This is a genomic window from Tumebacillus avium, from assembly GCF_002162355.1.
In the GTDB taxonomy this organism is placed as follows: Bacteria; Bacillota; Bacilli; order Tumebacillales; family Tumebacillaceae; genus Tumebacillus_A; species Tumebacillus_A avium.
This window is the reverse complement of the sequence record NZ_CP021434.1, coordinates 3,327,501-3,330,000: the sequence shown is the minus strand read 5'-3', so window position 1 is coordinate 3,330,000 and position 2,500 is coordinate 3,327,501. Positions and strand designations below refer to the sequence as shown.

Annotated in this window: 4 protein-coding genes and 1 other RNA gene (2 of these 5 only partly in view); all 5 read right to left on the bottom strand. The window is 53.0% G+C overall.

What is annotated here, in order from left to right:
• Positions 1-358: RNase P RNA component class B (rnpB, locus tag CBW65_RS16205), an RNA gene on the bottom strand; it reaches 34 nt to the left of the window's first position.
• Positions 359-500: 142 nt separating this feature from the next.
• Positions 501-1,307, bottom strand: a complete 807-nt coding sequence (locus CBW65_RS16200) for a hypothetical protein (protein WP_087457694.1) — start codon at positions 1,305-1,307, stop codon at positions 501-503.
• Between the two features lie 72 nt (positions 1,308-1,379).
• The gene (locus CBW65_RS16195) at positions 1,380-1,709 is read right to left on the bottom strand and encodes a hypothetical protein (protein WP_087457693.1); all 330 of its coding nucleotides are present in this window, start codon (positions 1,707-1,709) and stop codon (positions 1,380-1,382) included.
• A gap of 13 nt (positions 1,710-1,722) precedes the next feature.
• The gene (locus CBW65_RS16190) at positions 1,723-2,355 is read right to left on the bottom strand and encodes a DUF2589 domain-containing protein (protein WP_087457692.1); all 633 of its coding nucleotides are present in this window, start codon (positions 2,353-2,355) and stop codon (positions 1,723-1,725) included.
• A gap of 22 nt (positions 2,356-2,377) precedes the next feature.
• On the bottom strand, positions 2,378-2,500 hold the 3' end of the coding sequence (locus tag CBW65_RS16185; protein WP_087457691.1) for a DUF2589 domain-containing protein. The gene runs 360 nt beyond the window's last position; only the last 123 of its 483 coding nucleotides appear in the window; the start codon falls outside the window, past its right edge — the gene reads right to left on this strand; its stop codon occupies positions 2,378-2,380.

Below are 2,500 nucleotides of genomic sequence, written 5' to 3'. Positions count from 1 at the left end.
AACGGCTTTGTCGGCCTCGCACTATGAGTGGCAACCATTTGACTATCGGCATTGCTGCCGATCCGCTTTTCGGTTCAGATTCCCTCCAAGCAGTTCCCCGACCAAAGTTTGGGTTTCTCGCAGATGGGGTTTACCTCGTTCCACTCTTCCCGTTTCCGGGAAGCTTCGTCACTGTGGCACTTTCAGGAGTACTCCTGCATATTCGCCAAAGCGAACGTAGCACGTTTCCTCCGCCGTCAGCCTTTGCAGGCTGCCCTGCCTTATTTTTTGGGCAGGCATCCGAACTCCGGGCATCGCAGCCCGGGCGAGCGTGGACTTTCCTCACCGCAGCAAGCTGCGGCGCGATCGCCTCACATGTCTCTGCGTTATTTCGTTTTCAAAAGCCGCCATCGTGGCGACAAGAGTTATCTTATCATGTCCTGCGTCCCTAGACAATTACACATGCAGAACAAACCGAAACAAAAAAGCCACCAAGAACAATTCTCGGCAGCCTGGCTGGATCATTCGCGAATCAACTTGCGAATCGGCGTTCCCGTACGATCCTCCGTTTGCGTCCACTCATAGTTCGCGACATTGACCGTAATTTTGATCGAAGACAGGCACTCCGCCGGCAGTCCGGACAATTCGCTATGCTGAAGCAGCAGATTGAGCGGAAGTTGATTCAGCGGCACATCCCTGTGCACAAGATCCCGCAGTTCAATCGCTTTGCGTTCATGTTCCACTGCTACCGCTCCCAGTGCTTTGACCAGTTCGTTGGTCGCATTCGACAGATTGGTTTTGGTCAGTGTCACGAAACCTGCTTCCATCAATTCATACAAGATCTTCGTTGCAATCTGCCGCTCATCAAACGACTCCAGCTTAATCGGCCCTTGCGGTTTGGTCGCTACCACAAGATGAGTGGGATTCCCGATGATCGCGGCAACGGTGGTGCTGATCGTCTCAGCGACTTTTGCGGCATCATACGCTTTGGTGAACGTGAACAGTTTGCGCAGTGTCGAGGTCATAGCATCCATCACCTTGGTGCGGGCTTTCTCCGCTGTCCCATAGACCAGTTCTTTCTCCCTTGCGAGGTCTTCCTGCGCGGATGTGACCGGCAGCGGCGAATCTTTGACCCCGCCGTCCTCCAGCGCAAAAGTCAGATTCATCTCCACGTTTTCCAGTTCGACACAGGGCACCGGAAACACGCGCAGCAGTTCATCTTTTTCATATTGCAGGGCGAGGTCGCGAGAGGCTTTGTCAGAGATGCTGCGCGCTTCGGCGATCGCGCTCATCAGTCCGCCTAATACTTGTCCCATATCATGTCCCATGCGAGTGTGCCTCCTTTTGGTTGGAAAAACGGGCAACCCGCAAGGCCTGCCCGTTTTTAGTAACAAAGTGATCTACTTGATCAACTGCTGCAGAAGGGAATCCATCTCGCTGACTTGCGTTTTGTTCGGATCCTCATCCATCCACACCGGCTTGCGTTTAAACCCGACGTGGTATGCAACATATTCAAGCGCTATCTGATGTTCACCAAGGCGAACGACATGAAAGCCCTTCTCCTTGCCGACAATGCATCCTTTCGGATTCTCTGACAGACAGCGGTTCAGGTAGTCCATCTGTTTTTGAATCACGCTCTCGTCACGCATATTGGCAGGATCGGTGTTCCCTACCACAACGCGTTTTAGATAGCGCACATCTGCAATGTCAAATGCATTGGTGTCGCTCATCTACATCTTCTCCTTACGGTGTAGGTGTCGTAGCCGTTTCGCGAATGACGTTCGGAACAATCGATTGATGCAGCATATCCAGCACGCGGGACAGGCCTTCCGGAGTCCCTTTGTCTTTGGCATGCACGGCTACATGGTAACGCGCGGAGTTGTCGCTGGTGCGGGTGTTCTCCGATTTGCTGGTTACGCTGCCGGAGATCTCAACGCTTGCGCCCCACCAGCCGCCGCCGATATGACCTTCGATTTTCGCGCCTGCCGTTGCTTCAAAGCTGCTTTTGTCGGTGACTGCCGATTTGACTTCCATATCGAAGGTGACATCCAGTGTGTCGATGCCGAGGTTCGGGATCGGGACGATCGCCAAGAGCGGAACGTTGATTTCAACATCTTGGGTAACGAACGGTTCAGAGTCTGCTTTCGTCGAATCGTACAGCGGGTTTTCAACCAGACGTTTGTACTGGAATTTCACTTGGCGCGGGCCTTTGGAGACGCCTTTATCATCACGCTCGATCCCAACCGTATCGATAAAGGAAGCGGTCGAATGAGCGAGCATCACCTGTGCGTCACAAGCTGCTTTGATCGGAGCCCCGATCAAGTCCCCCATCGGGAGCCCTCTAAATTGCGAAGCCATGTTCAAAAGTTCTGCCATCGTGCATTTCTCCTCTCAGGTGTTAAGGTAAGTACTTCATCAGGTGGTCGTTGATGCGTAACAGTGCTTCAGGTGGTTCGGTTGCGCGTATTTCTATTTGAATCTTTGCCAGATTCGGTTCGCTTTGCTTTCCGCGTCTGGCAAA